This is a genomic window from Streptomyces sp. NPDC004542 (assembly GCF_040610035.1).
Taxonomy (GTDB): Bacteria; Actinomycetota; Actinomycetes; order Streptomycetales; family Streptomycetaceae; genus Streptomyces.
In genome coordinates this window covers 179641-192484 of sequence record NZ_JBEXLP010000005.1, presented here as the reverse complement: position 1 = coordinate 192484, position 12844 = coordinate 179641, and the positions used below count along the sequence as shown (strand labels likewise).

The following is a 12844-nucleotide window of genomic DNA, read 5'->3' as shown; positions in this document are numbered from 1 at the left end:
CTCGTCGAGCCGAACTACCGCGAGGGCTGGGCCCTGCCGGGCGGCACCGTCGAGTCGGACGACGGGGAGACACCGCGCGAGGGCGCGCGCCGGGACCGGCACCCAGGCGTCCGCCGCCCGAGGGCGCACCGCCGGCGAGCGCGCCACCGGGCGCGCCCGCGCCGAAGGCACCGCCGCCGAGCGCGCCACCGGGGGCACCCGCGCCGGGCGAACCGCCGTTGCTCTGGCCGTTGTTGCGTCGCGCCGCGGCCGCACCGGCGGCGGCCTGCGCGGCCGCCGGGCCGCCCGCGGAGGGGGCGCCGGGCTTGCCGGGAGCGGGCTTCTTGCCGCCCTGGGCCACGTCCACGGGGAGCATGACCAGCGCGGTCGTGCCACCGGAGTCGGACGGGCGGAGCTGGATGCGGATGCCGTGCCGCTGGGACAGCCGGCCGACCACGAACAGACCCATGCGGCGGGACACCGACACGTCCACGGTGGGCGGCGAGGCGAGCCGCTCGTTGATCGCCGCGAGGTCCTCGGGGGAGAGGCCGATACCGGTGTCGTGGATCTCGATCAGGACGCGGCCGTCGGGCAGCGCGTGACCGGTGACCTTGACCTTGGTCTGCGGTGAGGAGAAGGAGGTCGCGTTCTCGAGCAGCTCGGCGAGCAGGTGCACGAGGTCGTTGACGACGCGGCCGGCGACCTCGGTGGTCGGCACCGAGGCCAGCTCGATGCGCTCGTACTGCTCCACCTCGGACGCGGCGGCGCGGAGCACGTCGACCAGCGGGACCGGGCGGGTCCAGCGGCGGCCGGGCTCCTCACCGGCGAGGACGAGGAGGTTTTCGCCGTTACGGCGCATACGGGTCGCGAGGTGGTCCAGCTTGAACAGCGAGGACAGCTGGTCCGGGTCGGCCTCGCGGGACTCCAGTTCGGAGATGAGCGAGAGCTGACGCTGGATGAGGCCCTGGGAGCGGCGCGAGAGGTTGGTGAACATCGCGTTGACGTTGCCCCGCAGCAGGGCCTGCTCGGCGGCGAGGCGGACCGCCTCGCGGTGCACGTCGTCGAAGGCCGCGGCCACCTGGCCGATCTCGTCCTTGGAGTGCACACCGACCGACTCGACGGAGGTGTCGACGTCCTGCGGGTCGGACTCGGAAAGCTGCTTGACCAGCTCGGGCAGGCGGTCCTGGGCGACCTTGGTGGCGGTCTCCTGGAGGCGGCGCAGCGAGCGGATCATGGAGCGGGCCACGACGAAGGCGCCGACCAGGGAGACGCCGAGCACCAGCAGGATCAGCGCACCGGAGATGATCGCCTCGCGCTCGGAGGCGGAGCGCAGCTCGCGGGCCTTCTGCTCCATGTCCTCGAGCAGCGTGTGCTCGATCTTCTTCATCTGCTCGATCTTGGTCGTGCTCTCGTCGACCCAGTCGAGGTAGGACCGCTTCTGGAGCTCGGCGAGCCCGTCCGCGCTGCTCAGGGCGCGGTTGGCGTAGGTGTCCGCGGACTCGATGGTCGCGTTGCCGTCGTCGATGGGCTTCAGGAGTTCCTCGGGATTCTGGTCCGCGTAGATCTTCCTGAAGATGGTGAGCTCGGACTCCTCGCTGCTCTGCGCCGACTGCGCGTACAGCCGGTCGTTGTCGGAGAGGTGACCGGAGGTCGCGTTGGTCTCGGGCAGGGCCGCGGCGATGACCGCGCGCTGTACGGACGCGTACTCCTTGGCGGTGGAGAACGCCGCCAGGGCGCGGGTGCGCGAGATCATCTCGGGGTTGCTGGAGGCCTCCGCCATGTCCTGCGAGAGGTCGATCAGCTGGGTGATCAGGCGGTGGTAGGACTCGACGGTCTGCGTGGAGTTGTTCTTGGACTGGTACGCGGCCTTGCGGATCTTGGCCAGGTCGTCCAGCTGTCCGGCGATGCCGACGAGGGCGTCACGGACGCCCTGGAGCTGGCCGTTCTTGCTGGCGTCGTCGATCTGCTCCGAGGCGTTCTCGAAGTTCTCCTTGGCGTGGTCGGTCTTCTGCCACAGACCCTTGACCGTGAAGTCGTCGGTGGTGCTGGCGCCGTGTGCCAGCGGGCCCGCGGACTGATCGCGCTCGTCCTGGAGCGCCTGGGCCAGCTCGGTGGCCTGCTTGGTCATGTCCGTCAGCAGCTTCATGTTGTCGAGCTGCTGGATGTCGTCCACGTTCTGGCTGATGCGCAGCGCGCCGAGCGAGGTCGCGGCGACCACGGGGAGCGCGAGCAGCGACACCAGGCGTGTGGAGATGCGCCAGTTGCGCAGGGCCACGCGCGAGCCGGGGCCGCCCGGTCCCTTGGCGGGCTTGATCGCGGGAGCGGGGCCCGGCGGTCCGGAAGGTGCCGGCGCGCCGTGGCGCCCGGAGCGCTCACCGCCGTCGCCGGACGGAGCCGGGCCCGGGTTATGGGCGTGCTGGGGCGAGGAGCTGCCATTGCTGGGGGCAGTCCCGCCGTGCGGCTCCGGCTCCGCCGAAGCACTGCCATCCCTCTTGAAACGTCCCTGCACTAGCGTCGCAACCTCTGGACCAGGCACCCCTCCGCGTGAACGGAAGGACACGGTGTCGGCGTTGTGGGGAACGCCCTGAATACGCCCCCCTGGGTGGTCGAGTGACCGGCGCTGGCTCCCCCTATCTCCCCGCCACTCTCGGCGCTGCGTCGCGCCCCCTTGTGCGCCGGCTCGATACCCGCGGCGGTCCGTGGAATTCCAGCACAGTGCAGGATCTCCAACAAGAGCCGGGGCCGAGCTGTGACCTCCGTGACAGGACGTGAGCGCCGTATCACCAGCCGTGCGGCCCGTTCTCGGGCAAAGCGGACCAACCCCGGCGAATCGCCGGGAGGGTGCCGGTGTCCCAGTCGCCATGATCAGGAGCGGAATGAGGGCTTCAGGTGACCAATGTCCGTTTCGCGGGCAGGGGGTGTGGGTCCCGATTGACCGGATTGTCTTCACGGTCGTGAGCAAACTCACACATTGGTCATGAGTACTTCGCAACTCCGCTGGGGAATCGCGTGCTTAGCCTGGCGCTTTACAAATACGGCAACCACGACAACACGAACAGGGCGTACGACAACCGTGAAGACGACGATGATGTTCCGCACCATAGCCAACCCGCGGCGCACGACTCTGGCGCACCTCGAGGACGCCGAGGAACTGCGGACCCCGGAGCAGCCGGAACACTCCGTCGACCTGCCGGCCCAGACCGCCAACCCCAGGCGCACCATCCTCACCGAGGTCCCGGCCGGGACCTCCGCCGCACAGTAGATCGCGCATTAGTACGCACCCCGGCCGCCGGATGCTCTGCCCCGGCCGCGCGAAGCGCACGGAACACGAGCACAGCGCACGGAACACAAGCGCACGGAACGACGGAAGGGCGCCCCGCCACCGGGGGCGCCCTTCTTGATGGGCGAGGTCCCGGGCCTCTTCCGCGTTAGCCTGGAGCGTCAGACTCCGGCCGGCTCGGTCACCGAAAGTTAAGGGGCGCAAGGATCCCGTGCGCATCGCCAGATTCTCCATCGACGGGAACGTCGCCTTCGGCGCGGTCGAGGGCGACAGGCAGGACGAACTCGTCCTCGACATCATCAAGGGCATCCCGTTCGCGGACTACGAACTCTCCGGCACGAAGGTGCCGGTCAGCAAGGTCAGGCTGCTGCCCCCGGTGCTCCCCAACAAGGTCGTGGCCTTCGGCCGCAACTACGCCGAGCACGCGCGTGAACTCGGCAACGAGGTGCCCGACGCCCCGTTCGCCTTCTTCAAGCCCTCCACCTCGGTGATCGGCCCCGGCGACGACATCCAGTACCCGCCCTTCTCCCAGGAGCTCCACCACGAGGCCGAGCTGGCCGTGGTGATCGGCCGCATGTGCCGCGAGGTGCCCCGCGAGCGCGTCCAGGACGTGATCCTCGGCTACACCTGCGCCAACGACGTCACCGCCCGCGACGTCCAGAAGCGGGAGAAGCAGTGGGCCCGGGCCAAGGGCTTCGACACCTCCTGCCCGCTCGGCCCCTGGGTCGAGACCGGCCTGGACCTCGCCACCGCGTCCGACCTGACCGTCCAGCTCACGGTCAACGGCGAACAGCGCCAGCTGGGCCGCACGAGCGAGATGATCCACTCCATCGAGGACCTGGTCGTCAACATCACCGAGGCCATGACGCTGCTCCCCGGCGACGTGATCCTCACCGGCACCCCGGCAGGGGTCGGCCCCCTGAACGTCGGCGACGAGGTCGCCGTCACCATCGAAGGCATCGGCACTCTCACCAACAAGGTTGTCAAGCGTGGCTAGCGCACCCGCCTCTTCCGTCCGCGTCCGTTTCTGTCCCTCGCCCACCGGCAACCCTCACGTGGGCCTGGTCCGCACCGCCCTGTTCAACTGGGCGTTCGCCCGGCACCACGAGGGCACGCTGGTCTTCCGCATCGAGGACACCGACGCCGCCCGCGACTCCGAGGAGTCCTACCACCAGCTGCTCGAGGCGATGCGCTGGCTGGGCTTCGACTGGGACGAGGGCCCCGAGGTCGGCGGCCCGCACGCGCCGTACCGCCAGTCGCAGCGCATGGACCTCTACAAGGACGTCGCGGCCAAGCTCCTCGAGACCGGCCACGCCTACCACTGCTACTGCTCCCAGGAGGAGCTGGACACCCGCCGTGAGGCCGCCCGCGCCGCCGGCAAGCCCTCCGGCTACGACGGCCACTGCCGCGCCCTGACCGCCGGGCAGATCGAGGAGTACCAGGCCCAGGGCCGCGCCCCGATCGTCCGTTTCCGCATGCCCGACGAGACGATCACCTTCACCGACCTGGTCCGCGGCGAGCTGACTTTCACGCCGGAGAACGTCCCGGACTACGGCATCGTCCGGGCGAACGGCGCCCCGCTGTACACGCTGGTCAACCCGGTGGACGACGCCCTGATGGAGATCACCCACGTCCTGCGCGGCGAGGACCTGCTCTCCTCCACCCCGCGCCAGATCGCGCTCTACAAGGCGCTGACCGAACTGGGCATCGCCAAGCGGACCCCGCACTTCGGCCACCTGCCGTACGTCATGGGCGAGGGCAACAAGAAGCTCTCCAAGCGCGACCCGCAGTCGTCCCTCAACCTCTACCGGGAGCGCGGCTTCCTGCCCGAGGGGCTGCTCAACTACCTCTCCCTGCTCGGCTGGTCGCTCTCCGCCGACCAGGACGTCTTCACCGTCGGCGAGATGGTCGCGGCCTTCGACATCGAGGACGTGAACCCCAACCCGGCCCGCTTCGACCTGAAGAAGGCCGAGGCGATCAACGCCGACCACATCCGTCTGCTGGATGTGAAGGACTTCACGGAGCGCTGCCGCCCGTGGCTCCAGGCCCCGTTCGCCCCCTGGGCGCCGGAGGACTTCGACGAGGCGAAGTGGCAGGCGATCGCCCCGCACGCGCAGACCCGGCTCAAGGTCCTCTCGGAGATCACCGACAACGTCGACTTCCTCTTCCTCCCCGAGCCGGCCCTCGACGAGGCGAGCTGGGCGAAGGCGATGAAGGAAGGCGCGGGCGACCTGCTCCGCACCGCCCGCGAGAAGCTCGAGTCGGCCGACTGGACCTCGGCGGAGTCCCTGAAGGAGGCCGTCCTGGCCGCCGGCGAGGCCCACGGCCTCAAGCTCGGCAAGGCCCAGGCCCCCGTGCGGGTGGCCGTCACCGGCCGTACCGTGGGCCTGCCCCTCTTCGAGTCCCTGGAGATCCTGGGCAAGGACGGCACACTGGCCCGCATCGACGCCGCACTGGCGAAACTGGCGGCATGACCGACGCGACGCGGTGAGGGGCGGCACCCGGAACTGCGGGTGCCGCCCCTCACCGCGTCCGGCGCCGCGTCCGGCACCGCGGAAACCGGCCCGCGCGCCGCGTCCCCGGGTTACCGTCGGGGCATGAGCATCCGCGCCGTGGTCTGGGACATCGACGACACCCTCTTCGACTACACCACCGCGGACCGGGCCGGCATGCGGGCGCATCTGGCGGCGGAGGGGCTGCTCGACGGGTACGAGAGCGTCGAGCAGGCCCTCGCCAGGTGGCGGGAGGCCACCGATGCGCAGTGGGCCCGGTTCTCCGCCGGGGAGATCTCCTTCGAGGGCCAGCGCCGCGACCGCGTACGGGTCTTCCTGGGGGAGGAGCTGACCGACGCGGAGGCCGACGCCTGGTTCGAGCGTTACATCGGTCACTACGAGGCCGTCTGGGAGCTGTTCCCGGACGTGCTGCCCGTCCTGGACGCCCTCGCCGCCGGCTACCGGCATGCCGTGCTGTCCAACTCGAGCATCCACGTACAGGAGCGGAAACTGCGTGCCCTCGGGGTGCGCGACCGTTTCGAGGCCGTCCTGTGCGCCGCCGAGCTCGGCGTCTCCAAGCCGGAGGCCGGGGCGTTCCTGGCGGCCTGCGACGCGCTCGACCTGGCCCCGCACGAGGTGGTGTACGTGGGCGACCACCCGGAGATCGACTGGCGCGGCGCGGCCGAGGCGGGGCTGCGCTCCGTATGGATCGACCGGGCCGGCGCGTACGCGGCGGGCGACATCCTGCCCGGACGCCACCGGATCGAGTCCCTCGCCGAACTCCCCGCGCTGCTCGCTCCGGATAGTCGTTTTGGAGCCCCGTCCACCTTCGGGTAATGTTCTTCCTGCGCCGCCGGGGAGCGGGCCGAGAGGCCGGTAACCGGGGGAGCGAACTAGAACAAGATCCCCTCAGGGGCTTGCGTTCCAGTGGCCTATGGTGTAATTGGCAGCACGACTGATTCTGGTTCAGTTAGTCTTGGTTCGAGTCCAGGTAGGCCAGCTCGCGGAGCTCATCCGCACCGCGGAACACATCCGCAAAGCCCCCGTTGTGTAGCGGCCTAGCACGCTGCCCTCTCAAGGCAGTAGCGCCGGTTCGAATCCGGTCGGGGGTACTGATCCTGATCCTGTCGGGATCGCTAGGGCCCCCGTTGTGTAGCGGCCTAGCACGCCGCCCTCTCAAGGCGGTAGCGCCGGTTCGAATCCGGTCGGGGGTACTGACTGGTCTAAACCATCATTGGTCTATGGTGTAATTGGCAGCACGACTGATTCTGGTTCAGTTAGTCTTGGTTCGAGTCCAGGTAGACCAGCTCGGATCTGCGGAGACGCAAGATCCTCGCCCCCGTTGTGTAGCGGCCTAGCACGCCGCCCTCTCAAGGCGGTAGCGCCGGTTCGAATCCGGTCGGGGGTACGCGTTCCGAAGGCCCTCCACTCGGTGGAGGGCCTTCGGCGTTCACCCGAAGCCGTAACGCCGGGCCGACTCCTCCTCCTGTGCCAGCCGGTGCAGCGCCTGGAGCACCGGCTCGATCGGCGTTCGGGCTCGCCGCCGCCCACGGGCAGGTGCCGCTGGAGCGGCGGGGGAGGCGGGCGCGGGACCGCTTCGCCCACCGGTCGCAGAAGGCCGCGGCGTCGCGGGAGACGTGAGAGCGATCGGGCGCGGGAGACGGACGGGGGCGGGCCTGCCGCGGCGTTGAGGCGGGCCCGGCCGTCCGGTCACGTGCCGCGGGCGGTCAGCCCGAGCGGCGCAGGGCCTCGGAGAGGCGGGCGGCGGCGTCGATGACCGCCTGGGCGTGCATACGGCCCGGGTGGCGCGTCAGGCGCTCGATGGGTCCGGAGACGGACACCGCGGCCACCACGCGGTTGGAGGGGCCGCGCACGGGCGCGGAGACGGAGGCCACGCCCGGCTCGCGCTCGCCGATGGACTGGGCCCAGCCGCGCCGGCGCACGCCCGACAGGGCCGTCGCCGTGAAGCGGGCGCCCTGCAGCCCGCGGTGCAGCCGCTCGGGCTCCTCCCAGGCGAGCAGGATCTGCGCCGAGGAGCCGGCCTTCATGGTCAGCGTGGAGCCGACCGGCACCGTGTCCCGCAGGCCGGACAGGCGTTCCGCCGCGGCCACGCAGATGCGCGTGTCACCCTGGCGACGGTAGAGCTGGGCGCTCTCGCCGGTGATGTCCCTGAGGTGGGTGAGCACCGGTCCCGCCGTGGCCAGCAGGCGGTCCTCGCCCGCCGCCGCGGCCAGCTCGGCCAGCCGCGGGCCGAGGATGAAACGGCCCTGCATGTCGCGCGCCACCATACGGTGGTGTTCCAGTGCCACGGCCAGCCGGTGGGCCGTGGGTCGTGCCAGTCCGGTGGCCCCGACCAGACCCGCGAGGGTGGCCGGACCGGACTCCAGAGCGCTCAGGACAAGGGCTGCCTTGTCCAGAACGCCGACGCCGCTACTGTTGTCCATGCAACGATACTCGCGTCTCACTCTGTGAAACGCAAGTTCAATTTTCCGTGGACTGCGACACCCTTGAACACACAACGGCCCGCTGACCGACGGGTCCGGCGGCAAACGCCCGTGCCCGGGGCCGGCGAGTGAGCCGAAGGGCTGCGCCGGCTCTCGGCGGCCCGGAGGCGAACGAGCAAGAAAATGGGGGCGCCAGCCGTCTCCTCAAAGATCTCTAGTTGGGCCGGTGCACCTTTGCCGGCCGGAGGGAAAGCGATGGGTAGGACACTCGCGGAGAAGGTCTGGGACGACCATGTCGTCCGGCGCGCCGAGGGCGAGCCCGACCTCCTCTACATCGATCTGCACCTGCTGCACGAGGTGACCAGCCCGCAGGCCTTCGACGGCCTCCGGCTCAGCGGCCGCCAGGTGCGCCGCCTCGACCTCACCATCGCGACCGAGGACCACAACACCCCGACCCTCGACATCGACAAGCCCATCGCGGACCCGGTCTCCCGGGCCCAGCTGGAGACGCTGCGCAAGAACTGCGCCGAGTTCGGCGTCCGGCTGCACCCGCTGGGCGATGTCGAGCAGGGCGTCGTGCACGTCGTCGGCCCGCAGCTCGGCCTGACGCAGCCCGGTACCACGGTCGTCTGCGGCGACTCGCACACCTCCACGCACGGCGCCTTCGGCGCGCTGGCGTTCGGCATCGGCACCTCCCAGGTGGAGCACGTGCTGGCCACCCAGACGCTGCCGCTGGCCCGCCCGAAGACCATGGCGATCACGGTCGACGGCGAACTGCCCGAGGGCGTCACCGCCAAGGACCTCATCCTGGCGATCATCGCCAGGATCGGCACGGGTGGCGGCCAGGGCTACATCCTGGAGTACCGCGGCCCGGCCATCGAGAAGCTCTCGATGGAGGCCCGGATGACCATCTGCAACATGTCGATCGAGGCCGGCGCCCGCGCGGGCATGATCGCCCCGGACGAGACCACCTTCGAGTACCTCAAGGGCCGCCCGCACGCCCCCGAGGGCGAGGACTGGGACGCGGCCGTCGCGTACTGGAAGACGCTGCGGACCGACGAGGACGCCGAGTTCGACGCCGAGGTCGTCATCAACGCCGCCGAACTGTCGCCGTTCGTCACCTGGGGCACCAACCCCGGCCAGGGCGCGCCGCTTTCGGCGTCCGTCCCCGACCCTGCTTCGTACGAAGACGCTTCGGAGCGCCTCGCCGCCGAAAAGGCCCTGGAGTACATGGGGTTGGAGGCCGGCCAGCCGCTGCGCTCCATCACGGTGGACACCGTCTTCGTAGGCTCCTGCACCAACGGCCGCATCGAGGACCTGCGCGCCGCCGCCGAGCTGCTGAAGGGCCGCAAAGTCGCCGACGGCGTACGGATGCTGGTCGTGCCCGGCTCCGCACGGGTCGGGCTCCAGGCCGTCTCCGAGGGCCTGGACGTGGTCTTCAAGGAGGCCGGCGCCGAGTGGCGGCACGCGGGCTGCTCGATGTGTCTGGGCATGAACCCCGACCAGCTGGCCCCGGGTGAGCGCTCCGCCTCCACCTCCAACCGCAACTTCGAGGGCAGGCAGGGCAAGGGCGGCCGTACCCACCTGGTGTCGCCGCAGGTCGCGGCCGCCACGGCGGTCCTGGGCCACCTGGCCTCCCCGGCCGACCTGTCCGACACCGCCCCCCGCACGCCCGCTGGAGTCTGATCAGTCATGGAAGCATTCACCGCGCACACCGGCCGGGCCGTCCCGCTGCGCCGCAGCAACGTCGACACCGACCAGATCATCCCTGCTCACTGGCTCAAGAAGGTGACCCGGGACGGGTTCGAGGACGGGCTGTTCGAGGCCTGGCGCAAGGACCCGGAGTTCGTGCTCAACCGCCCCGAGCGGCAGGGCGCGACGGTCCTGGTGGCCGGCCCCGACTTCGGCACCGGCTCCTCGCGCGAGCACGCCGTCTGGGCGCTGCAGAACTACGGCTTCAAGACGGTGATCTCCTCCCGCTTCGCCGACATCTTCCGCGGCAACTCGCTGAAGAACGGACTGCTGACCGTGGTCCTCGACCAGAAGGTCGTGGACGCTCTGTGGGAGCTGACGGAACAGGACCCCACGGCTGAGGTCACTGTGGACCTTGAGGCGCGTGAGGTGCGCGCGGCGGGCATCACCGCCTCCTTCGAGCTGGACGAGAACTCCCGCTGGCGGCTGCTGAACGGGCTGGACGACATCTCCATCACGCTCCAGAACGAGGCCGACATCGCCGAGTACGAGGCGAAGCGCCCGTCGTACAAGCCGCGGACGCTGCAGGTCTGAACCAGCTGAAGGTCTGAACCAACTGAAGAGGGTCGAGTTTCGGCCACCCCAACACCCCGGCTGTACCCCCGATCACCACGATCGGGGGTACAGCCGTATCTGCACCCGAACGGCCCCGCTCCGCTCCGGCACGACCGCCAACCTCCCACGTTACGCAGGTGGTTGCCGGGGTATGCGGGTTGTGGGAGGGAGGCCTCCGGGGGAGCCGGGAAGGCCTCCCGGGGCGCTAGTTGCACCCTGGGCAGGCGACAACTCGCCCCAGATGGCACAATCTGTGCATGGAACACGACGGCCAACTCCAGCTCTATGCGGCGGTCGCGGACCAACTCAAGGAAGCGCACTCAAGGGTGCGCGCACTGCAAGTCCCGGAGGGCGTACGGATGGCGCTGACCCGGAAGCTGCTGGTCATTACGGCCGCGGCCAAGCACGATCTCGCCGACGCGGCAAGGCGGCTCGATCGGTTCACCGCGGACCTCGACGAGGGGCGCATCCCCGAAGAGGGCCGCTGAACAAGATCAGAACTCGCCGAGTCCGTTGCGGCACAAGGGTGATTAGCCCGTTTCGTGTTTGATTTGCGGTATATATCTGCCTAACGTGCGAAAAAGCTTGAACACTTTCGTTCTGGCGATGTCTCCGAAGGGGAAGACGTGAACAAGGCGCAGCTCGTAGAAGCGATTGCCGACAAGATGGGCGGCCGCCAGCAGGCCGCCGATGCTGTCGACGCGGTCCTGGACGCCATCGTCCGAGCGGTCGTCGGCGGAGACCGGGTCTCGGTCACCGGCTTCGGGTCCTTCGAGAAGGTGGACCGCCCCGCCCGCTACGCCCGCAACCCCCAGACGGGCGAGCGGGTTCGTGTCAAGAAGACCTCCGTGCCGCGCTTCCGTGCCGGTCAGGGCTTCAAGGACCTGGTGAGCGGCTCGAAGAAGCTGCCGCGCGGCGGCGAGGTGGCCGTCAAGAAGGCACCGAAGGGCAGCCTGACCGGCGGCGCCGCGGCCACGGTCAAGAAGGCCGCCGCCAAGAAGACCACGGCCAAGAAGGCCGCCCCGACGGCGAAGAAGGCCGCGGCGAGGAAGACGACGGCCGCCGCGAAGAAGACCACGGCCGCCGCCAAGAAGACCACGGCGAAGAAGGCGACCGCCAAGACCACCGCGGCCGCCAAGAAGACGGCGGGCACCAAGGCCGCCGCCAAGAAGACCACGGCCACGAGCGCGCCGGCGAAGAAGGCCACGGCCACGAAGGCCCCGGCCAAGAAGTCGTCCGCGCGCAAGACCACCGCCAAGAAGGCCACCTCCCGCTGAGGCGTGAGGGCACAGGGCACTCACACGCCGGGCCGGACTCCCCTGGGGAGCCCGGCCCGCGGCGCGTTCTCAGAAGGTCTGCAGCGTCACCAGCGTGATCCGCGGGCCCGCCTCCGCGCCCTCGGGTGACGTCACCGCCGGTTCCGTCTCGATCCGCACCCGCTGCCCGGGCCGCAGCAGCCGCAGCCCGCCCGCGTCGAACGCCGGCGCGTCGAAGGCCACCGGGGTGCCGTCGTCGAGCAGCACCTGCCCGCTGCGGGTCTCGGGATCGTACGTGTACGCGGTCGCCTGCATGCCGGCAGCCTACTGCCCGGGAGTCAGCAGCCGCGCGGTCGCGGCCGCCGTGCGCGGGCCCACCCCGAGGGCCAGTGCCGCCCGCAGGTCCTCGCCGGTGTCCACGTCCTGGCGTACCGAATCCACCGCGTCGAGCAGCAGTTCCGCGGCGCCGGACGTACGGTGCCGCAGACGGGAACCAGGGCCGAAAGCGGGACGCAATTCCCGGTCGGCGACCGCGGCCAGCAGGGTGGTGCCGACCCCGGCCGCGTCGGGGAGAAAAGCACGGGGGAATTCCGAGGCCGCCGACAGGACCCGGGCCAATTCCAGCGGCCGCAGGGCCGGCAGATCGGCGTTCAGGGCCGCGAGCGGGCTTTTCGGACGCGATGCCCGTACGACGGCGGCGGCGTGCGTCAGGGCGGCGTTCAGACCGCTGCCCGGCTCGTCGGGGACGATGTGGGCGCCCAGCGCGGCCAGCTCACGGCCGGCCAGGGCGTCGTCGGTGACGACCGCCACATCCGTCACCGCGGGGCAGGCGAGCGCGGCGGCCACCGTGTCCTGGGCGAACGCGAGGGCCAGCCCCGGACGCAGCCCGTCGGCAGCGGTGTCCGCCAGCCTGCTCTTGGCCCGCTCCAGGGGCTTGAGGGGTATGACCAAGGTCCACTGCACCGACGTACCGTCCCTTACTCGTTGCGCCCATTGTCCCCCGGGCCTTCCGGCACGTGGGGCACCGGGAGGGGCGCGAAGCCCCGCCCAAGGGGGGTGCCGGTTGACGGGCGGGCGTACGGTGTC

Annotated in this window: 12 protein-coding genes, 5 tRNA genes and 1 pseudogene; 14 read left to right on the top strand and 4 right to left on the bottom strand. The window is 70.4% G+C overall.

Features of this window, described 5'->3' with window-relative positions; translation table 11 throughout:
* A partial coding sequence (locus ABZX30_RS05415) for a nitrate- and nitrite sensing domain-containing protein (protein WP_355929107.1) occupies positions 1-2488 on the bottom strand: 2488 nt, incomplete at its 3' end.
* 564 nt (positions 2489-3052) lie between these two features.
* On the opposite strand from ABZX30_RS05415, the gene ABZX30_RS05410 reads away from it, so the two are divergent.
* The 10 genes and pseudogenes from ABZX30_RS05410 to ABZX30_RS05365 all read left to right on the top strand — a co-directional run.
* Complete coding sequence (locus ABZX30_RS05410; protein WP_355929104.1) at positions 3053-3241, top strand: hypothetical protein; 189 nt, start codon at positions 3053-3055, stop codon at positions 3239-3241.
* A 229-nt stretch (positions 3242-3470) separates the two neighbouring features.
* Entirely contained in the window at positions 3471-4256 is a 786-nt protein-coding gene (locus ABZX30_RS05405) for a fumarylacetoacetate hydrolase family protein (protein WP_355929101.1), read from the top strand.
* Positions 4249-5733 carry a glutamate--tRNA ligase gene (gltX, locus tag ABZX30_RS05400; RefSeq protein ID WP_355929098.1) on the top strand — a complete coding sequence of 495 codons (1485 nt, stop codon included), beginning with the start codon at positions 4249-4251 and terminating at the stop codon, positions 5731-5733. The genes ABZX30_RS05405 and gltX overlap by 8 nt, the downstream gene beginning before the upstream one ends.
* Before the next feature lie 123 nt (positions 5734-5856).
* A complete protein-coding gene (locus tag ABZX30_RS05395) occupies positions 5857-6588 on the top strand; it encodes an HAD family hydrolase (RefSeq protein ID WP_355929096.1) in 732 nt (243 codons plus the stop codon).
* A gap of 91 nt (positions 6589-6679) precedes the next feature.
* Positions 6680-6751 (top strand) — tRNA-Gln (locus ABZX30_RS05390).
* Positions 6752-6790: 39 nt separating this feature from the next.
* Positions 6791-6863, top strand: a tRNA-Glu gene (locus tag ABZX30_RS05385).
* Positions 6864-6892: 29 nt separating this feature from the next.
* A tRNA-Glu gene (locus tag ABZX30_RS05380) sits at positions 6893-6965 on the top strand.
* Between the two features lie 21 nt (positions 6966-6986).
* Positions 6987-7058 (top strand) — tRNA-Gln (locus ABZX30_RS05375).
* A gap of 28 nt (positions 7059-7086) precedes the next feature.
* Positions 7087-7159: transfer RNA gene (locus ABZX30_RS05370), tRNA-Glu, on the top strand.
* A gap of 119 nt (positions 7160-7278) precedes the next feature.
* A pseudogene (locus ABZX30_RS05365) lies at positions 7279-7392 on the top strand (DUF4188 domain-containing protein); the annotation flags it as partial.
* Positions 7393-7478: 86 nt separating this feature from the next.
* On the opposite strand, the gene ndgR reads toward ABZX30_RS05365, so the two are convergent.
* Positions 7479-8195, bottom strand: coding sequence for an IclR family transcriptional regulator NdgR (gene ndgR / locus ABZX30_RS05360; RefSeq protein WP_355929093.1), 717 nt, complete (start codon positions 8193-8195; stop codon positions 7479-7481).
* A 255-nt stretch (positions 8196-8450) separates the two neighbouring features.
* On the opposite strand from ndgR, the gene leuC reads away from it, so the two are divergent.
* From leuC to ABZX30_RS05340, 4 genes are all read left to right on the top strand, one after another.
* Positions 8451-9881, top strand: coding sequence for a 3-isopropylmalate dehydratase large subunit (gene leuC / locus ABZX30_RS05355; protein WP_355929090.1), 1431 nt, complete (start codon positions 8451-8453; stop codon positions 9879-9881).
* A 6-nt stretch (positions 9882-9887) separates the two neighbouring features.
* The gene (gene leuD / locus ABZX30_RS05350; RefSeq protein ID WP_355929087.1) at positions 9888-10481 is read left to right on the top strand and encodes a 3-isopropylmalate dehydratase small subunit; all 594 of its coding nucleotides are present in this window, start codon (positions 9888-9890) and stop codon (positions 10479-10481) included.
* Between the two features lie 278 nt (positions 10482-10759).
* The gene (locus ABZX30_RS05345) at positions 10760-10990 is read left to right on the top strand and encodes a hypothetical protein (RefSeq protein WP_355929084.1); all 231 of its coding nucleotides are present in this window, start codon (positions 10760-10762) and stop codon (positions 10988-10990) included.
* Positions 10991-11128: 138 nt separating this feature from the next.
* The gene (locus ABZX30_RS05340; RefSeq protein WP_355929082.1) at positions 11129-11779 is read left to right on the top strand and encodes an HU family DNA-binding protein; all 651 of its coding nucleotides are present in this window, start codon (positions 11129-11131) and stop codon (positions 11777-11779) included.
* 69 nt (positions 11780-11848) lie between these two features.
* On the opposite strand, the gene ABZX30_RS05335 is transcribed toward ABZX30_RS05340, so the two are convergent.
* Positions 11849-12073, bottom strand: a complete 225-nt coding sequence (locus ABZX30_RS05335; RefSeq protein WP_355929079.1) for a hypothetical protein — start codon at positions 12071-12073, stop codon at positions 11849-11851.
* Between the two features lie 9 nt (positions 12074-12082).
* The gene (cofC, locus tag ABZX30_RS05330) at positions 12083-12721 is read right to left on the bottom strand and encodes a 2-phospho-L-lactate guanylyltransferase (RefSeq protein WP_355929076.1); all 639 of its coding nucleotides are present in this window, start codon (positions 12719-12721) and stop codon (positions 12083-12085) included.
* Positions 12722-12844 lie beyond the last annotated feature (123 nt).

Bases quoted from the DNA above. Each gene is read 5' to 3' on its own strand.
- ABZX30_RS05345 (WP_355929084.1), top strand. From the start codon at position 10,760: ATGGAACACGACGGCCAACTCCAGCTCTATGCGGCGGTCGCGGACCAA.
- leuD (WP_355929087.1), top strand. From the start codon at position 9,888: ATGGAAGCATTCACCGCGCACACCGGCCGGGCCGTCCCGCTGCGCCGC.
- ABZX30_RS05335 (WP_355929079.1), bottom strand. From the start codon at position 12,073: ATGCAGGCGACCGCGTACACGTACGATCCCGAGACCCGCAGCGGGCAG.
- leuC (WP_355929090.1), top strand. From the start codon at position 8,451: ATGGGTAGGACACTCGCGGAGAAGGTCTGGGACGACCATGTCGTCCGG.
- ABZX30_RS05395 (WP_355929096.1), top strand. From the start codon at position 5,857: ATGAGCATCCGCGCCGTGGTCTGGGACATCGACGACACCCTCTTCGAC.
- ndgR (WP_355929093.1), bottom strand. From the start codon at position 8,195: ATGGACAACAGTAGCGGCGTCGGCGTTCTGGACAAGGCAGCCCTTGTC.